This window comes from Peristeroidobacter agariperforans (assembly GCF_004138335.1).
Lineage (GTDB): Bacteria > Pseudomonadota > Gammaproteobacteria > Steroidobacterales > Steroidobacteraceae > Steroidobacter > Steroidobacter agariperforans.
Map to the genome: position 1 here is coordinate 49,163 of NZ_RYFW01000004.1, position 17,243 is coordinate 66,405.

The following is a 17,243-nucleotide window of genomic DNA, read 5'->3' on the forward strand; positions in this document are numbered from 1 at the left end:
AGCAAATACTCCGCTCATCAACCGCGCGCAGAACCCTCCCGTGAGCTCCGGAATACTGCGAATCGAAGGCCGCGACGTGCCCGCAATGAGCGAGCCTTTCAACTCCATTCTGGAGGAAATCGCCAGTGAGCTGGAGCTGCGCCCGTTGTTGACCAGCATCATCACGCGCGCTTGCGAGCTGCTCGGCGCGGACGGCGGGTCCATCGGTTTGTATGTGCCGCGTCGGCACACGGTTCAGGTCGAGGCCATTCATCAGCTGCCCCTGACCGAGCTGGGCATGGAGTTCGAGCCTGGCGAGGGTTTGATCGGCAAGGTGCTCGCGACGGGCCGGCCCGTGATCCTCGACCGTTACGGCGAGCTGCAGCGCATTTCGCTGCCCGAGATGCGGGATTACACCGTGATTGGCGTGCCGATTCCGGGGCCGGGCGGCGGTTTGCTCGGCGTATTCGGTATCGGCGCGCCGCCGCCTCGCAAGTTTGGGGCGTCCGATCTCGATACATTGCGTCTGTTCGCGCGGCACGCCGCGATCGCAATTCAAAACGCCATGCGCTACGAGCGCGAGAAACGACGCACCGAGCGCATGACGTTGATTGCTCACATCGCTCGCGTCATCACCGCCGGCCTGGACGCAAACGAACTGGTGGCGACCGCGGCGCAGGTGATTCATGAACATCTGGGTTATCCCAATGTCGTCATCCCGCTGCTCCATCGCGATGAGGATGGGGAATATCTGATGTTCGACGGGCACGCCGGGAACTACGGCGACATCATGGATCTGTCGCACACCATGCCTGTGACCAAGGGAGTCACCGGCACGGCGGTACTGACGCGCACGCCGCAGATCGTCAACGATGTTCGCAAGGATCCGCGCTATGTGCCGCCGCCGATTCCCATCAACGTTCGCACTGAGCTGGCCATGCCCATCGTGCTCGGCGAGGAAGTGTTTGGCTGTATCAACATCGAAGGCCTGAACCCTTTCGATGAGGACGATGTCGCGAGCATTCAGATCATCGCCGACCACCTCGCCGTCGCGATCAAGAACGCCAGCTTGTCACGCGAGGCTCGGCTAGCGGCGGTGATGCGCGAGCGTCAACGTTTAGCGCGCGATCTGCACGATGCAGTGAGTCAGGCCTTGTCCTCGATCAGCTTGATGTCGCAGTCCATCGTGCCGGCGTGGCGTCGCGATCCGGCGGAAGGCGAGCGTCGGGCGCGTCGCATCGAAGAGCTCGCACGTCTTGCTTTCGCGGAGATGCGGGCGTTGCTGCGGGAGCTGCGACCGGATCCGTCGGCTGGCGTGAGCTCAGTGGAGAATGCCGGCGTCGGTGACGTGAAGAAGATGGGGCTCGCGGCAGCGTTGCAACGATTCGCGTTCATCCTGGCGCCGCAGACGCCGAGCATCCGGCTGGACTTCGCCGCGTATCGTTCACAGTCGCCGTCGCTGGAAGAGCGGTTGTATCTGATCTGTCGCGAGGCGCTGTCGAACGCAATTCGCCATTCCGGCGCGGATAAGCTGGATGTGAGCGCCGCCGTGAATGACGACGTGCTGATGTTGAGCATTCAGGACAACGGCCGCGGCTTCGACGTCGCTGCCCGCGCCGAAGTCACCGGAGATTCTCCCGAACAAGGCATCGGCCTGCAGACTATGAGCGAGCGCGCCGCCGCGCTCGGCGGCGTCTGCGAAGTTCAATCGCAGTCTGGACGAGGGACGACCGTATGCATTCGCATTCCACTGCTGGCGACACCATGACCGCCACCATCAAGCTGCTGCTCGTCGACGATCACGGCATCGTTCGCGAAGGACTCCGCGCACTGCTCGATGACGGCGAGGAATTCGTCATCGTCGGCGAAGCGGGCAATGGCGATGAGGCGTGCGATGCCGTGCGCCGCCTGCACCCCGACATCGTGCTCATGGATTTGAAGATGCCCGGCATGGCTGCCAGCGATGCCATTCGGGTCATCCGTGCGACATCACCGTCCGTGAAAGTCATTGCATTGACTTCGTACGCCGAAGACGGCCAGGTCCGCGAAATCATGGCCGCGGGTGCTGCCGGTTATATATTGAAAGACGTCACCAAGTCCGACTTCGTCACCGCGCTTCGCACAGTCGCCGGCGGCCAGACGTGGCTCCACCCGTTGGCTCAGCGCTCACTCGTCGAACAGCTTCGCAACCGCCAGGCCGACCCGTTGGCGCTCCTCACTCAGCGCGAGCGGAGCGTGCTCGATCTGATTGCTCGCGGCATGAGCAATCGCCAGATCGGCGATGAGCTGCACCTCACGGAAGGGACGGTGAAGGGGTATGTGAGCACGATCTTGGCGAAGCTGAAACTGGAAGATCGCACTCAGGCGGCGCTGTTTGCGGTTCAGCGCGGCTTGGGGCGGCGCTGACCCTCGAGAAAGACATGAAAGGCTGCGCTTGCGTGCCGGTCACTCTTGCGGCGCTGTTACTCGCCGCCGCTGCATCGGCCGGTGCAGCGACGCCCAGCCGCATCACCAACCTTTACGATGCGTTTGGCGCGCCCTCGACTACGCTCGTCAAAGACTGGGGCTTCGCAGCTCTGGTGGAGTACGACGGCAGAAGGATTCTTTTCGATACGGGCAACGACGCCGGCACATTCGAACGCAACGTCAAAGCTCTCGGCGTCGACTTGACCCGACTCGATGCAGTCGTCATCTCTCACCGCCATGGCGATCACACGAGTGGCCTCGCTTATCTGCTGACGGTGAATTCCAGCGTGCCGATCTATGTACCGCAGGAGGGCGCGTTCTTCAAAAGCGCGCTGCCGGAGGACTTCCTGCAGCGGCAGCCCGGGTTGCCAGTGCGACTGCAGTACTTCGAGGGCAAGAAGCCGCAGCGTTGGACCACGGGCTCACCTTGGGAACAGGCGAACTTCCGCATCGTTACCAAGACGACGGAAATCCTTCCGGGATTTCACTTGCTCATCACTCAGTCGCAGAAGACCGGCACCGTCGAGATGAACGAGCTGTCACTCGCAATCGACACACCGCGAGGTCTCGCGCTCGTCATCGGCTGTTCTCATCCCGGGGTCGAGAAGATTCTCGAGCAAGCGATCGGCATCGATCCGCAGCTCTACACGGTGACCGGCGGCTTCCATCTCGTGCGCACCCCCGAGCCAGAGATCCGTCGCGTAGGGTTGCTGCTTCGGGATGCGCTGAAGCTGGAGCGCGTCGCGCCCGCGCACTGCACGAGTGAGCCGGGATTTGCCGTGCTGATGGAGATCTTTGGCAAGCGCTTCGATGAAGCCGGTCTCGGCGCGACAATCGCACTGCCCAAGGCAGAAGCGCGCGCCCCCTAACTCTCGTGGATGCGAATCGCTGCGGCTACCACGGGCCTTTGCCCACCGGCTACGAGATCGCATCCATGACGTGCAGCACCACCTCGCGGTCCAGCGTCGTGAATGTGCGGCCACTGCTACATATATCCGTGAAGCGATCTAGTTTGACCTGCGTCAGTTCTATGTTGGAGGCGGGATCGGTGACGGACGCTTTGCCTTCTTGCAGGAGTTTTGCGTAGGCGTAGCGCAATCTGTCATTGGTTCGCATCGCAACCCAGCGCTGCTTTTCCGGGTCGGAAGTCAGGGCGTTTATCAGATCCCGTGTATCGAAGTCTTCGCCGAGCGCCATCTTGGCGCGCACCGCTTTGGTCAGATCGCGCGGGGCTACTATCGACTCCTGGGAGAGCAATGGCAGCAGGTCAGTTGCGAGTACGCGCACCGCATAGCCTTTCGACTCGAGCACGACACCAACTCCGATCGCTTTTCGAGGCAGGTCGACGACACTGATCTCGTGCGTCGGCCTGGCGCCGGGCGAGGGGAAGCAAGCCCAGGCGGGGAGGGCAAAAGCCGTAATGCTGAATATCGCCATCCAGCGGAGCAACGCGTCGACCATGGTCTACTCCTTGTGACCCGCGTGGCTGGAGGCGCCTGCACGGCGCCTCCATGAAACATCCTCAGACCGAGTAGCCTTCCTTCGTAAACGGCATCGAGCGTACGCGATGTCCAGTTGCCGCGAAGATGGCATTCGCAATCGCCGGCGCGACCGGGGGCAGGGCGGGCTCGCCGATGCCGGTCGGGGTGAAATCGCTCTCGATGAAATACGACTCCACCTTCGGTGCGTTCGGCATGCGCAGGATGGAGTAGGTGTCGAAGTTGTTTTGTTTGATGCGGCCGTTCTCGAAATCGATCTGCTGGCCGAGCGCCGCGCTGAAGCCGTCGACGACGGCGCCTTCAGTCTGATTCTCGGCGCCGCTCATGTTGACGATGGGCCCCACGTCGCCGGCGACGACGATGCGATGGATGGTGAGTTTGCGATTGGCGTCGACGCTCACGTCGGCGACTTCGGCGAAGTGGCCGGCGTGGCTGAAGTGGAAGGCCAGGCCGAGGCCGCGACCTTTGGGCAGCGGCTTGCCCCAGCCTGCCTTCTCGGCAGCCAGCTTGATAACGGCGGCAGCGCGACCCGTGTTCAGCGCGAACTCGTTGCCTTGTTGCAGCCAGCGCGGCTCGCCCATGATCTCCAGCAGGAATTCCAGATGGTCGCGCTTCGCGGCGACGGAGCACTCGTGCAGGAATGATTGCGTTGCGAAGGCGATCGAGCACGAACGCGGTGCGCGCCATGGGCCGGTGGGAATCTTCAGCGGCAGCTTCGTCTGAGTGAGACGAGCATTCGGCAGCACCTGAGCTGGGAACTCATCCGGCGACAGGTCGCCGCCGCTGGTCGGGCGCTGTCCGTCCTGCGTGAAGGTGATGAAATGATCCTGCCACGCGATCAGCTTGCCGGCCTTGTCCAAGCCGCCTTTGAACGAATGGAAGCCGCCGACGCGATAGAAGTCATGGTGCATGTCGTCTTCGCGCGTCCATTGCAACTTCACCGGCACGCCGGCTTGCTTGGCGATCGCAGCGGCTTCGCACATGTAGTCGTTCATCAAGCGACGGCCGAACCCGCCACCGACGCGCGTCTGATGCAATGTGACTTTGTCCTGCGCAATGCCGAGCACATCGGACACCAGCTTCAAGCCGGCTTCGGGTGTCTGTGTCGGCGACCAGATCTCGATCGCGCCGTCTTTGAAAACAGCGGTCGTGTTCATCGGCTCGAGCGGGGCGTGAGCGATGAACGGATAGGTGTAGAACGCTTCCACCGGCTTCGACTCGGCGAACACCTTGTCGACATCGCCGGTGTTACGAATCGAATCCGGACCCGACTGAGCCGCGAGCTTTTTCGCCTGTTCGACGTACCCAGTCCAGCTGTCCTTGGAAGCCGCCGATTCGTCCCACTTCACTTGTAACTTCTGGCGCGCACTGAACGCAGCCCACGTGGACTTGGCGAGGATCGCCACGCCCGGCATGACTTCGGTGGGCTTGCCGGTGCCATTCAACACGAACGCCTGCGTCACGCCGGGCAGCTTCTTGATCTCTTCGAGATTCGCTTCAACCACCTTGCCGCCAACCGCGGGGCACTTCACGAACACGGCGTACTGCATGCCCGGCAACACTTGGTCGATGCCGAACAGCGGCTGGCCCGTCACGATGGCGCGATTGTCGACGCCCGTGATGCGCTTGCCGAGCAGCTTGTATTCGCTGCGAGACTTGAGTTTGACGGTTTTCTCATCGGGCACCGGCAACGAAGCCGCCGCAGTGGCCAGCGAGGCATAAGTCGCTTTGCGATTGCTGGCCTTGTGGAACACGGTGCTGTTCTCGGTCGTGAGTTCGGCTTCGCTCACATTCCACAGTTTCGCAGCGGCGCCGACCAACATCGCGCGACCCACCGCGCCCGCGCTGCGCAGCTGATTCCACGATGTAGGAATGGAACGCGAGCCGCCCGCGCTCTGACGGCCATACACGGCAGGATTGATTGCAGCTTGCTCGACCTTAACTTGCGCCCAGTCCGCATCGAGCTCTTCGGCGATGATCATCGGGAAGGCGGTCTTGATACCCTGACCGATTTCCGGCGCCTTGGAATACAGCGTGATCGGACCTTCCGGCGAAATGCGCAGGAACGCATTGGGCGCGAAGTCCGTGCTCTTGGCATTGGCGAGTGCCACACCTTTGTCGCCGACGTAGAACGCCAGCACCAGACCGCCGCCGACGAGTCCGGTGACTTTCAGGAACGTGCGACGGCTGACCGTGCCGATCGCGGACTGCGCTTCGGCGGCGCGAAGCATGTCCTGCACATAGGCATCGGCGGACAGAATCGAAGATTCGATAGCGCTCATGGTGAACCTCCGATTAGTTCTGGCTAATCATTTCGCCGTTCGCGCCTTTCGCAATATTGGCGGCGGCGGCGTGAATGGCTTTGCGGATGCGGATGTATGTGCCGCAGCGGCACAGATTGCCGGCCATCGCAGCGTCGATGTCGGCATCGGTGGGCTTGGGATTGCTCTTCAGCAATGCGGTCGCGGTCATGATCTGGCCCGCCTGGCAGTAGCCGCACTGAGCCACGTCGTGCTCGATCCATGCGGCCTGCACCGCATTCAATTTGCCGTCCTTGCTGGCCAGGCCTTCGATCGTCGTGACCTTCTGGCCGGCGACTGCGCTCGCCGGGACGGAACAAGAGCGCATCGGCGCGCCGTTGATGTGCACGGTGCAGGCACCGCACTGAGCGACACCGCAGCCGTACTTGGTGCCCACCAAGCCGAGGTGATCGCGGAGGACCCACAGCAGTGGCGTGGTCTCGTCGACGTCGGTCACTTCGACATCTTTGCCGTTGATGTTCAAGCGCATAGGGATCTTCCTGGCTGCGAGCTGGATGACGGTCGATTCTTTCACGGCCTCCGGTCGTGAACAATGCAGGCGGCCGCGCGCCGCCGGCGATTTATCAATACTTTTCGCCGGCTGCCTGACAATGCGCTGACTCGCGCCTGACAAGGTCAATGCGCACTGTGGAACTGACGCAACGGAGCGCTTGTGTAGAATCCCCGCCGGGCACTCTCGGGAGAGCAGTTTTGAGCACCAATGTGAGTGATAGCGCCACAGCCGCCGGCGTCGACGGCGCCATTCAGGCCGATGCGGTCATCGTCGGGGCGGGGCCGTGCGGCCTGTTCCAGATCTTCGAGCTGGGATTGCTGGGCATTCGCGCCCACATCATCGATTCGCTCAAGCATCCCGGCGGCCAGTGCAGCGAGCTGTACCCCGAGAAGCCGATCTACGACATCCCGGCGCTGCCCGTGTGCGGCGCGCAGGAATTGGTCGACCGCTTGTTACAGCAGGCCAAGCCGTTCAACGCGCAGTTTCATCTGGGGCAGGAAGTCACCGAGCTGCAGGTGCTGCCGGACCATACATTCCTGTTACGCACCTCGCTCGATACGCGCTTTCATGCGAAGACCGTGATTATCGCAGGCGGCCTCGGCTCGTTCCAACCGCGTCGACTCGGTTGCGAAGGCGTCGACGCGTTCGAAGGCACGAGCATTCATTACAAAGTGAAGAACTCGGCCGAGTTCACCGGCAAGCATCTGCTGATCTTCGGCGGCGGCGACTCCGCGCTCGACTGGACGCTGGAATTCGCGGGCAAAGCGCGCAGTCTCACGCTCATCCATCGTCGTCCGGATTTTCGCGCGGCGCCGGCTTCAGTCGCGAAGATGCACGACCTCGTCAACTCGGGAAGCATGCGCTACGTGGAAGCGATCGCGCAGTCGCTCATCACGGACGGCGGCGAGTTCAAAGGCGTGCGTGTGAAGAAGAGCGATGGTGCGGTCGAGGAACTGCACGCCGAACGTGCTTTGGTGTTCTTCGGGCTGCACCCGAAGCTGGGGCCGATCGCGGAGTGGGGTCTGGGGCTCGACAAGCGCGCCATCCTGGTCGACACCGAGAAATTCCAGACCAATATTCCCGGCATCTTCGCGGTCGGCGATATCAATACCTATCCCGGTAAGAAGAAGCTGATCCTGTCGGGTTTCCACGAGGCAGCACTCGCGGCGTTTGCGGTCGCCGCGCACTTGAATCCCGCCAAGAAAATTCCACTGCAATACACGACCACCAGCCCCATCATGCAAAAGCGGTTGGGGGTCGCGGGAGAGCAGTAGTCGTGAATGCGTTGTTGGCGGATCTGCTCCAGGTGCTGAAGCTGGAGCGATTGGAAATCGATTTGTTTCGGGGGCAGAGTCGCAAGCTCGCCGGCGGACGCGTGTTCGGCGGGCAGGTGCTGGGTCAGGCGCTCGCTGCGGCGTACGCGACCATCGAAGGCCGTGAGGCGCACTCACTGCACGCGTATTTTTTGCGGGCGGGCGATCCCGATCATCCCATCGTGTACGAAGTGGACCGCAGCCGGGATGGTCGCGGTTTCTCCTCGCGTCGCGTCGTCGCCATTCAGCACGGCGAGCAGATCTTTCACATGTCGGCCTCGTTTCAGATTCCCGAGGCGGCCATCGATCGTCAGGCCGACATGCCCGAGGTGCCGGCGCCTGAGTCAGTGCCCGACTTGGCCACCGCCGTGGCGGAGGCAAAGCGCAAAGCACCGGATCGGCCGTCGCCTTTCAGGATTCACGAGCATCCGTTCGAATTCCGGCCTGCGGAGCTGCCCGATCCGCTCGGGGAAGTGCCGCGCGAGCCGCGGGTCAAAGTGTGGATCCGCCTGGTGGAGCGTGTGCCCGACGATCCCATACTGCATCGCTGTCTGCTGGCCTACACCTCGGATTACTTCCTGCTCGGCGCGGCCAGCATGGATGCCCGGATGTCGAGCGAACGGGAGCAATTGCAGATGGCCAGCATCGACCATGCGATGTGGTTTCACCGTCCGGCGCGCCCGGACGAGTGGCTGCTCTACGTGCTGGATAGCCCGACGGCGTCCGGGGCTCGCGGGTTCGCGCGAGGCAGCCTGTTCACCCGGGATGGCCGGCTGGTCGCATCGACTGCTCAGGAGGGCTTGGTCCGACGCCTAAGTTCTTGATTCCCGTGACCCCTTTCTAACCGGCATCTGGTCATATCCAAGTCGAATTTCTCCCTTCATGGCGCGGGCTTAGAGTCCCCGACCATGTATCAGTACGACCAGATCGACCAATCGCTCGTGGATCAGCGCGTCGCCCAGTACCGGGACCAGACGCGGCGCTTTCTCGCGGGCCAGCTGTCCGAGGACGATTTCCGTTCTCTGCGACTGCGCAATGGCCTCTACATACAGAAGCATGCGCCGATGCTGCGCATTTCGATTCCGTATGGCCTGTTGCGGCCCGCGCAGGTTCGCATGCTCGCCCGCGTCGCGCGCGAGTACGACAAGGGCTATGGCCACTTCTCCACTCGTCAGAACATGCAATTCAACTGGCCGAAGCTCGAGCTGGTGCCGGATATTCTGGCGTTGCTCGCAACGGTTCAGCTGCACGGCATTCAGACCAGCGGTAACTGCATTCGCAACGTGACGGCAGACCATCTCGCCGGCGTTGCCGTCGATGAGTTGGAAGATCCGCGTCCGTGGTGCGAATACGTCCGCCAGTGGGCGACGCTGCATCCCGAGTTCTCGTATCTGCCGCGCAAGTTCAAGATCGCGGTCACCGGTTCGCCGGCGGATCGTGCCGCTTCCCGCGTGCATGACGTGGGTCTGCACCTGGTGAAGAACGAGCAGGGCGAAGTCGGTTTCGAAGTGCTGGTCGGCGGCGGCCTCGGTCGCGCGCCGATGATCGGTCACGTCATTCGCGAGTTCCTGCCGAAGAAGGATCTGCTCGCGTATCTCGAAGCCATCCTGCGCGTCTACAACCTCGAAGGTCGTCGCGACAACATTCACAAGGCGCGTATCAAGATCCTGGTGAAGGCGATCGGCCCTGAGAAGATGCGCGAGTTGGTCGAAGAGGAATTCGCGGCTGCCAAAGACACTGCTCCGGTGTTCGACGCTGCTGAGTTCGAGCGCATCAAGGCGTTCTTCGCGCCGAAGACTTACGAGTCGCTGCAGGACCAGGATGTGGTTTCCGGCAAGCCGCAGGAATTTCGTAACTGGTTCCAGTACAACACCCGCAAGCACAAGGTCGCGGGTTATCGTGCTGTGTTTCTGTCGCTCAAGTCGCCGAAGCGTCCGCCGGGCGACATCACTGCCGACGAGCTGGATCGGGTTGCCGATCTGGCCGAGCAATATTCATTGGGCGAGATCCGCTCGACGCACGATCAGAACGTACTGTTCGCGCACGTGAAGCAGAGCGATCTGTTCGCGTTGTGGCAGCAGCTGAAGCTGATCGACCTGGCGACGCCGAACATCGGCACGCTCACCGACATGATCTGCTGCCCCGGCGGCGACTTCTGCGCGCTGGCCAATGCACGCTCGATTCCGCTGGCCGAGCAGATCAACGAACGTTTCGACAGCCTCGATTACCTCTACGATCTGGGCGAGATTCAGCTGAAGATGTCGGGCTGCATGAATGGCTGCGGCCACCACTCGGTCGGCCACATCGGCGTGCTCGGCGTCGATAAGGACGGCGAGGAGTGGTATCAGATCACTCTGGGCGGCTCGACCGGCGGTCACGACGCATCGCTGGGCAAGGTGATCGGCCCGTCCGTCGCGCACGACGACGTTGCCGAGACCATCGAACGCATCATCAATGTTTTCGTCGAGCACCGGCAGGAAGAGGAACGTTTCCTCGACACCTTCCGTCGCATCGGCGTCGCTCCCTTCAAGGCCAAGGTTTATGCGCCAGCTCATCAAGCAGCGTGAAGTCATCGTCGATGAGTGGCGTTACGCCGACGAAGATCCGGTCGGCCGCGAACGCGCGCTGATTCTGCCTTTCGCCCGCTGGAAGGCGGAGCGCGAGCAGTGGTGGCTGTGGGACGGCCGCCTCGGCGTGCGCATCGGACCCACCGATCCGATTGCGGAGCTGAAGAACGATTTCACTCGCATCGGCCTGGTCGCTATCGAATTCGGCGGCCTGGCCGAAGGTCGCGGTTACAGCCAGGCGGCGCTGCTTCGCTCGCGCTACAAGTTCACGGGCGAGCTGCGTGCCGTGGGTAAGATCCAGCGCGATCAGTTGTTCTATATGGCGCGCTGTGGCTTCGATACGTTCGAGCTGCCCGAAGGCGCCGATATGAGCGTCGCGCTCACGGCGTTCGATGACTTCTCTGTCGCATACCAGGGCGCGTTCGACGCCGCTGGCGTTCACGTTCAGCGTCGCGCGGTCGCGGTTTAGTACAAACAATAAATTCGTCTCGCCAGCGTTAGGGGTAGACCATGGAGTGGCGGCCCAAGCGCTGGCTCGCGACCTTACTCAGCCTGCTGTTTCCGCCGTTGGGCATGCTGTATGTACAGCGCCCGCGGCTCGCGCTCGTCTATCTGCTGGCCTCGCTGATTCTTCAGTCAGCGACGATCGTCGGCGTGGTCTTGCTGGGCGGGTCCGCAAAGGCGGCAGTGGCGCTCGCTGGCGTCGGCGTGAACGTCGTGGCCGCGATCCACGCCTTTCGCATCGCCGGCGCGGCTGCGCTCACGACCGAGCGTCACTGGTATTCGCGATGGTACGGCCTGATCTCGACGTATGCGATGTACGGCTTGTTCGCGCTTCTGTTCCGATCGTTTCTGTTCGAGCCGTTCAATCTGCCGTCCGATTCGATGTACCCGACGCTGACCGGCGGCTCGTTCATCATCGTGAAGAAATGGGGTTATGGCGACTACCAGTCGCTTGGCGTACGGCTCCTGGATACAGAGCCCAGGGTCCCCGTGTCGCGTGGCGAGTTGCTTCTGTTCAGGCTGCCCAATGATCCAGAAACCGTCTATCTGAAACGCGTCGTTGGGCTGCCGGGCGATCGCATTCAGTGTTTGCCAGAGCGCCTCATCATCAATGGCGCAGCAGTCCCGAGTGGGTCAGCGAATCCCCGCGGCGCTTTTGTGCTTGCGAACGAAACGCTCGATAGCGTCACTTACACGGTGGCGCGTCTGCCGAGTCGACCCGCGAGTCGTTGCGACTTGGTCGTTCCGGAAGGTCATTACTTCATGTTGGGCGACAGCCGAGACAATTCGCGTGACAGTCGATACATTGGCCCCGTACCGAGTGGGAATTTGGTCGGACGCGTCGCCTTCGCGATCCGCGCGGCGGATTCCTACGGAGAGTCGGAGGGGGAATGATGGCCGCGGGCAATGTTTGTATCGTTACCGGTTCTGCCACGGGCATCGGCGCAGCCTGCGCCGTGGAACTAGCGAAGCGCGGCTGGCGCACTGTTATCAACTACACGAAGAGCGAGGCTGAGGCTCAGCAAACCGCGCGTGAATGTGAGAAGCACGGCGGCGAGACGTTGCTGGTGCGCGCGAGCGTTGCTGAAGACGCCGATTGCCGTCGCATGGCCGATGCTACGTTGGAGAAGTGGGGCCGCATCGATGGCCTCATCAACAACGCCGGCACCACCAAGGTCGTGTTCAATCACGCCAACCTGGAGGCGTTGTCGGCGGAGGATTTCCAGAAGATCTATTCGGTGAACGTCGTCGGCGCTTTCCAGATGATCCGCGCCGTCGAGCCCACGATGCGGAAGCAAGGCCGCGGCTCCGTCGTGAATATTTCTTCCCGCGCGGGGATCGATAGCACCGGCACTTCCATCGCCTACGCCGCTTCCAAGGGCGCTTTGAACACCATGACGATGGGCTTGGCGCGCGCGCTCGGCCCGCACATTCGTGTCAATGCCGTGTGCCCCGGCTTCGTCGAAACGCGCTGGCTGCAGGAAGCGATCGGCGAAAAATACGAAATGGCCCGCGCCCGCTGGGCGAGCAATTCACCGCTGCAAAAAGCCAGCACCCCCGAAGACATCGCCGACGTCGCCGTCTGGCTCCTCACCGGCGGCCCCACCGTCACCGGCGAACTCATCCTCGTCGACGGCGGCAACCGCCTCGGCGCTCCACCTCGGTGAGCGGCTGCGCGGCAGTTCCGTCAGTGGCCCGCGTCCGCGACCGCTTACCGGTCACTTTGATCAAGCCGCAAGTCTCGAGAGCAACGGGATTACGAAGAGACGCAGATCCGCCACGATCTCGCCGAACCTATCTCTGAAGTGTTTCTCGCCAATCTTTCTCGCGAACGCATTCCACTGAAGCCGATGGCCGTCAACGAAGCTTGGCGAAAGTGCCTCGAAGTCGTCCGCGGGTAAAGGCGTTCCTCGATTCTCGAACGTAGCGACGATGGCCTTGAGAAGTACATCCTTGTCGAGATTGAGGTGCCGCGAGCAAGTCCATACATCGTAGAAGTCCTTCATTCGGCTGTTGGCGTTGCCAAGAGCTGCCATTGCCTCGATCTTTCGGCGATCGCGGTCTCGATTGGATAGGCAAGTAGCTGGAATGTGCCGCCGTCCAGGAGCGCTGGATATTCTATTTCTCGGGGTCCCGGCACCATGATGTCGCCCACGCCGAAATCGACCTGAATGCGAAGACGCACATTATCCATACGCGCTTCCATCAGAACTCGCGTGCCCGTGTACTCGGAATCCTTGGTAATTTCCTCAGCTATGACGCTGTCCGCCAGGAATGTCAGGCCGTCCGGCTCCACCGGGATGGCCGCACAGTCCTTCACGATTGCCATCAAGCTTGCCTGATCGGCCTTCCCCCTGCGAAGCATGTCGATGCCATAGTAGGGCGCGCGCGAGGGATGCCGATCGTCCTCAGCAAGAGTGCACCTTTGAGGATGACGGTTTGCGCATGCTGCGATTTGGATACGCGATAGAGGAATCGCTCCATGGCGTACTGCTGAAGGGTCTGCTGAAACGGCGCATCGTTTGATTTCGCGGTGTTGCGCAGACGCGCAAGCACGGATGCCACGATATTTTTCTTGTCGGTCATTCGATTGCCTGCAGGTACGGTGACATAAGCTTCTCGACGCGAAGCATTCGTGCATAGTGCAGCAGGTCCCGGTTTTGAACGTGCTTTCGCTGTCGCGCCAGTCGCAGCGCTTCGAGTGCGACGTCCAGCCCGATTTTGTTTCTGAACTTGAAGCAATCCACGACGGTGCGTGCCGGGCTGTAGATCTTCAGCGGCATGCCGCCGACACGATGTGTTTCAAGGCCTTCCTCGAATGTTTTCGGGTCGAAGCGATAGACGGTCACGGGAGTCGATAGCTTGATGCCGTGATAGCGTCCTCGCGGCACAGCCACGTGGACGGAAGACGGAATCTGGGTTGTGATCTCGTGATACGAGAGGGCGCTGATCAGACAGACAGCCGCGTTAGGTGCGCGCGCGGCGACCACGGCCAGATCCGGTTGCTCGGCTTCATTCATTTCAGCCAGACGGTAGAGTCCGCGATCTAGTTCGACAATTTGGCCGCCCTCGCGCAGAGCATAGAGGGCGTCGGTGTGTACACCGCGCGCGATCAAATCGCGAGTGCGCATAGTGCCGCCCTGGTCGCGGAAAGCCTGAAGCGCAGCCTCGAGGTCTCGGGTTCTCATGCTGGGTAATAATAGCACCATTTATTTACAAGTGGCCTGATTATTACCCAGCCCTCAACCTAAGGTATTGATTTGGCGGTATGACCGGAGATGGTCTGGAGCCGGACTCCACCTGCAGTCACGGCTCTTCCAATAGTCCTGGCAGGATTGGGGCTGGCAAATCGATCAATCCTGGATGCCTCCACATGCCCGAGATCTACATCAGCACCGACGTCGAAACCGACGGTCCGATTCCCGGTCCCCACTCGATGCTCAGCATCGGATCGGCGGCATACACCAGCGAGAAGGTGCTCGTCTCCACCTTCTCCGCAAACTTAGAAACATTGCCGGGCGCGCAGGCGCATCCGAAGACAGCGGAGTGGTGGGCGACGCAGCCGGAGGCGTGGGCGGCGTGCCGGAAGGATCTCGAGCCGCCCGAGCAGGCGATGACGCGCTATGTGAATTGGATCCGCTCGCTCGAGGGGAAGCCGGTGTTCGTTGCCTATCCCGCGGGATTCGATTTCCTGTTCGTCTATTGGTACTTGATTCGGTTCGTCGGGGAGAGTCCCTTCAGTCACTCGGCGCTCGACATCAAGTCATTCGCGATGGCCATGCTCAAGAGCGACTATCGACAAAGCACGAAGCGGAACATGCCGAAGCGATGGTTCGACCCGCTGCCGCACAGTCATGTAGCTCTGGACGATGCGATCGAGCAGGGGGCGCTCTTCTGCAACATGCTCAAGGAGAATCGCTCTTAGTCTGCGCGCGACCACTGCTTCGAGTGGGCGCGCGCATCCGTGACATGAGAGCTGAGCGCGAGTCATCCGCGTCGAGCGGCTTCGATGGTCGCGATGTCGATTTTCTTCATCTTCATCATCGCCTCGAACGCGCGCTTCGCGGCGGCACGATCGGGATCGGTGGTCGCTTCCAGCAGTACGCGTGGGGTGATTTGCCACGACAAGCCCCACTTGTCCTTGCACCAGCCACAGGCGCTTTCGGCGCCGCCGTTACCGACGATGGCATTCCAGTAGCGATCGGTTTCGGCCTGGTCCTCGGTGATGATCTGAAACGAGAAGGCTTCGCTGTGCTTGAACATCGGGCCGCCGTTGAGCCCGACGCAGGGCACGCCTGCCACCGTAAACTCGACCGTGAGCGCCTGGCCTTGCTTACCACTCGGGAAATCGCCAGGGGCGAAGTGAACCGCGGTCACGGTGCTGTTTGGAAAAGTCTTCGCGTAAAAGTTGGCGGCTTCCTCCGCGGCGCCGTCATACCAAAGACAAATTACGTTCTTGGTCATGGTCTGTCTCCGTTGGTTGCTGGTTGAGTGACTGGCTAGCCTTCGCGCTTCATCCGTTCCTGGCGTTTGCGTTCACGGTCGCTCGGTGAGTCGAGCTCGGCGCCGCCGGTCTTGATGTCGCCCCCGCGCTCGTAGTGGGCGATCATCACGCCGGAGCTGGAGACGTGCGATCGGGTCAGCTTGTAGGAATGCGGCGCAGAGCCGTCGGCAAATAACTTTTTGCCGCCACCCAGGACCACGGGCGCCGTAAAGATGCTCATCGCGTCGACGAGGTCGTTCGCCAATAGCGCGTGCACCAGCTCGGTGCTGCCTTGGGTGACCAGGTTCGGGCCGTCTTCCGCGCGCAGGCGCTTCACGTCGGCGATATCTCGGAGAAGCACCGAGTTCTGCCAACCGGTATCGACCTCGCCCGAGCGCGAAACTGCGTACTTCTTGGCGCGGTTGAACACCTTGGCAATTCCGCCGTCGGGTGCGTTTTCGTCGTAGTAGGGCCAATAGGCGGCGAAGATCTCGTAGGTCTTGCGACCGAGCAGGAGGTCGAACGGGTCGCCGAACAGACGGTCCAGCTCGTCGCCAAATTCCTGATCGAACAAGGGCATCACCCACCCGCCGAACTTGAAGCCCCGGGTTGGATCCTCGGTCGGTCCACCGGGCGCCTGCATGACGCCATCCAGGGAAACCATGGCGCCGACGATAAGCTTCCGCATGATGCTTCTCCTTGGGGTTGCCCCTAGGACGAGCCAACGGCGTCAGATCCGACAACACCAGTGACGTATTGGTGAGAAGTCCGTGAGGATTCGCGCCGCGCCTGGCCCTACGGTCGATGCAACTGCGGAAACGGGTTTCCGCTGGGGCGACACGACGGGCTCGAGAGGCTAACGACTATGTTCAGTGACGTGCGTCACGCTGGCAGTGACGATGCGACGGACAAGCCCGGTCGGAGCGCCGCCACCGGCACTCGCCATAAATCGAGCGCGCAATGCGAAGTGGTCGCTTCCATCGCGCCGCAGGGTCCGGACGCAGTGTTCACGCAGATGGCCCTCGAGAGTGCAGCCGTGCTCGCGGGAGTGATGGAAGCGCTCTCGATCCCAGCCTTTGTCTGCGATGGGTCAGGCACCGTGCGGGCGCTCACGCCTACCGCGGAAACGCTCGTTCGAACCGATAGTGGTCTGTGTCTGAAGTCGAACCGTCTTTGCGCGGACGACGCCGTCCAATCGCAGGCGATCGACGATGCTATAGCCACCGCGGCATTCGCTCATACCCAGGCAGGGCCGCCGACGCATCGGATGATTGTCGTGCGCGGCGGTCGCATCCAAGGCGCGCCGCTCGTGCTCGAAGTTATTCCTCTACCGCGACGGGAGTACGAGCTCGATCTCGCTCCGCGTGTGCTTGTCATCGCGAGAGGAACGAGGGCGCCAAGCGAGCGCAGAGCGGAGGTTGTGCAAGCAGCGTACGGACTCACCGCGGCGGAGACGCAGATCGCGATACAACTCGGCGCGGGCGAGACGCCCCAGGCGATCGCCGTCGCTCGAGGTGTCGCCGTTGGCACGGTGCGCGCTCAAATAAAAACGATCTGCGCCAAGCTCGGCGTCAGCCGTCAAGCCGAACTGGTAGCGCGGCTCAACGATCTCTGAGTC

Annotated in this window: 18 protein-coding genes and 1 pseudogene; 11 read left to right on the top strand and 8 right to left on the bottom strand. The window is 61.9% G+C overall.

Annotated elements, in window-relative coordinates; all coding sequences use genetic code 11:
* Positions 1-40: 40 nt before the first annotated feature.
* Genes EK373_RS25975 through EK373_RS25985 form a run of 3 tightly spaced genes read left to right on the top strand, consistent with a single transcriptional unit; the run spans position 41 to position 3,314 of the window.
* Positions 41-1,747, top strand: coding sequence for a sensor histidine kinase (locus tag EK373_RS25975; protein WP_129647416.1), 1,707 nt, complete (start codon positions 41-43; stop codon positions 1,745-1,747).
* On the top strand, positions 1,744-2,385 hold the full coding sequence (locus EK373_RS25980) for a response regulator (protein ID WP_129647417.1): 642 nt from the start codon (positions 1,744-1,746) through the stop codon (positions 2,383-2,385). Before EK373_RS25975 ends, EK373_RS25980 begins: the two co-directional genes overlap by 4 nt.
* Before the next feature lie 14 nt (positions 2,386-2,399).
* Positions 2,400-3,314: an MBL fold metallo-hydrolase gene (locus EK373_RS25985; RefSeq protein ID WP_129647418.1), complete on the top strand. Its 915-nt coding sequence runs from the start codon at positions 2,400-2,402 to the stop codon at positions 3,312-3,314.
* Between the two features lie 49 nt (positions 3,315-3,363).
* Here EK373_RS25985 and EK373_RS25990 read toward each other — a convergent pair whose 3' ends face one another.
* From EK373_RS25990 to EK373_RS26000, 3 genes are all read right to left on the bottom strand, one after another.
* Positions 3,364-3,906: a hypothetical protein gene (locus tag EK373_RS25990; RefSeq protein WP_129647419.1), complete on the bottom strand. Its 543-nt coding sequence runs from the start codon at positions 3,904-3,906 to the stop codon at positions 3,364-3,366.
* A 61-nt stretch (positions 3,907-3,967) separates the two neighbouring features.
* Positions 3,968-6,226, bottom strand: a complete 2,259-nt coding sequence (locus tag EK373_RS25995; protein WP_198683660.1) for a xanthine dehydrogenase family protein molybdopterin-binding subunit — start codon at positions 6,224-6,226, stop codon at positions 3,968-3,970.
* 13 nt (positions 6,227-6,239) lie between these two features.
* On the bottom strand, positions 6,240-6,734 hold the full coding sequence (locus tag EK373_RS26000; RefSeq protein ID WP_129647929.1) for a (2Fe-2S)-binding protein: 495 nt from the start codon (positions 6,732-6,734) through the stop codon (positions 6,240-6,242).
* 233 nt (positions 6,735-6,967) lie between these two features.
* Between EK373_RS26000 and EK373_RS26005 the strand changes: the two genes are divergently transcribed.
* From EK373_RS26005 to EK373_RS26030, 6 genes are all read left to right on the top strand, one after another.
* Positions 6,968-8,032, top strand: coding sequence for an NAD(P)/FAD-dependent oxidoreductase (locus tag EK373_RS26005; protein ID WP_407676221.1), 1,065 nt, complete (start codon positions 6,968-6,970; stop codon positions 8,030-8,032).
* A 2-nt stretch (positions 8,033-8,034) separates the two neighbouring features.
* Positions 8,035-8,895, top strand: a complete 861-nt coding sequence (locus EK373_RS26010) for an acyl-CoA thioesterase (RefSeq protein WP_129647421.1) — start codon at positions 8,035-8,037, stop codon at positions 8,893-8,895.
* A gap of 84 nt (positions 8,896-8,979) precedes the next feature.
* Complete coding sequence (locus tag EK373_RS26015) at positions 8,980-10,638, top strand: nitrite/sulfite reductase (RefSeq protein WP_129647422.1); 1,659 nt, start codon at positions 8,980-8,982, stop codon at positions 10,636-10,638.
* A complete protein-coding gene (locus EK373_RS26020; protein ID WP_157994541.1) occupies positions 10,613-11,107 on the top strand; it encodes a DUF934 domain-containing protein in 495 nt (164 codons plus the stop codon). The genes EK373_RS26015 and EK373_RS26020 overlap by 26 nt, the downstream gene beginning before the upstream one ends.
* 41 nt (positions 11,108-11,148) lie before the next feature.
* On the top strand, positions 11,149-12,036 hold the full coding sequence (gene lepB / locus EK373_RS26025; RefSeq protein ID WP_129647424.1) for a signal peptidase I: 888 nt from the start codon (positions 11,149-11,151) through the stop codon (positions 12,034-12,036).
* A complete protein-coding gene (locus EK373_RS26030) occupies positions 12,033-12,809 on the top strand; it encodes an SDR family NAD(P)-dependent oxidoreductase (RefSeq protein WP_129647425.1) in 777 nt (258 codons plus the stop codon). Before lepB ends, EK373_RS26030 begins: the two co-directional genes overlap by 4 nt.
* Positions 12,810-12,869: 60 nt before the next feature.
* Here EK373_RS26030 and EK373_RS34445 read toward each other — a convergent pair.
* The 3 genes and pseudogenes from EK373_RS34445 to EK373_RS26045 form a co-directional block, all read right to left on the bottom strand.
* Positions 12,870-13,507, bottom strand: a pseudogene (locus EK373_RS34445) (nucleotidyl transferase AbiEii/AbiGii toxin family protein).
* A complete protein-coding gene (locus tag EK373_RS33210; RefSeq protein WP_157994543.1) occupies positions 13,471-13,728 on the bottom strand; it encodes a hypothetical protein in 258 nt (85 codons plus the stop codon). Before EK373_RS33210 ends, EK373_RS34445 begins: the two are co-directional and overlap by 37 nt.
* Positions 13,725-14,351 (bottom strand): type IV toxin-antitoxin system AbiEi family antitoxin domain-containing protein, encoded by a 627-nt coding sequence (locus EK373_RS26045; RefSeq protein WP_322095833.1) that lies wholly within the window; start codon positions 14,349-14,351, stop codon positions 13,725-13,727. Before EK373_RS26045 ends, EK373_RS33210 begins: the two co-directional genes overlap by 4 nt.
* Before the next feature lie 164 nt (positions 14,352-14,515).
* On the opposite strand from EK373_RS26045, the gene EK373_RS26050 reads away from it, so the two are divergent.
* On the top strand, positions 14,516-15,067 hold the full coding sequence (locus EK373_RS26050; protein ID WP_129647429.1) for a 3'-5' exoribonuclease domain-containing protein: 552 nt from the start codon (positions 14,516-14,518) through the stop codon (positions 15,065-15,067).
* A 62-nt stretch (positions 15,068-15,129) separates the two neighbouring features.
* Here EK373_RS26050 and EK373_RS26055 read toward each other — a convergent pair whose 3' ends face one another.
* Both EK373_RS26055 and EK373_RS26060 read right to left on the bottom strand, forming a co-directional pair.
* A complete protein-coding gene (locus EK373_RS26055) occupies positions 15,130-15,606 on the bottom strand; it encodes a VOC family protein (RefSeq protein ID WP_129647430.1) in 477 nt (158 codons plus the stop codon).
* Between the two features lie 35 nt (positions 15,607-15,641).
* Positions 15,642-16,313, bottom strand: a complete 672-nt coding sequence (locus EK373_RS26060) for a dihydrofolate reductase family protein (RefSeq protein ID WP_129647431.1) — start codon at positions 16,311-16,313, stop codon at positions 15,642-15,644.
* Between the two features lie 177 nt (positions 16,314-16,490).
* Between EK373_RS26060 and EK373_RS26065 the strand changes: the two genes are divergently transcribed.
* Positions 16,491-17,240: a helix-turn-helix transcriptional regulator gene (locus EK373_RS26065; protein WP_129647432.1), complete on the top strand. Its 750-nt coding sequence runs from the start codon at positions 16,491-16,493 to the stop codon at positions 17,238-17,240.
* Positions 17,241-17,243 lie beyond the last annotated feature (3 nt).